We start from the raw sequence: 238 nt of genomic DNA, 5'->3' as shown, positions 1-238 counted from the left end.
AGAGGGCAGACCGGCTCTAGATGTGATTTTTAGGGTGAGCAATAATAATCTGGCATTCAAATATAAGGCATATCCGCAGAAAGAAACGCTTTCGTGCGTGGTTCAGGAAGAGGCTTCGGGATTTCTGATGCCTAAGGGAACCACTACATTTCTGTGTCCGCAAAGCAATCCAATGACCGGATTTGCGAGAACAGGTCCTAGTTATGAAACTTCGTATATGTTAGATGATGCCGTTGGA

At 45.0% G+C, this 238-nt stretch carries 1 protein-coding gene; it reads left to right on the top strand.

Annotated features, from left to right (window positions below; translation table 11 throughout):
* Positions 1-238: glycoside hydrolase family 97 N-terminal domain-containing protein (locus DM397_RS00110; RefSeq protein ID WP_204251828.1), on the top strand; the 238-nt coding region annotated here is incomplete at both ends.

The sequence above is a fragment of the Flavobacterium nitrogenifigens genome (assembly GCF_003254565.1).
Classification (GTDB): Bacteria; Bacteroidota; Bacteroidia; order Flavobacteriales; family Flavobacteriaceae; genus Flavobacterium; species Flavobacterium nitrogenifigens.
Note: the sequence above shows the minus strand (reverse complement) of the source record. Positions and strands in the feature narration are given on the sequence as shown.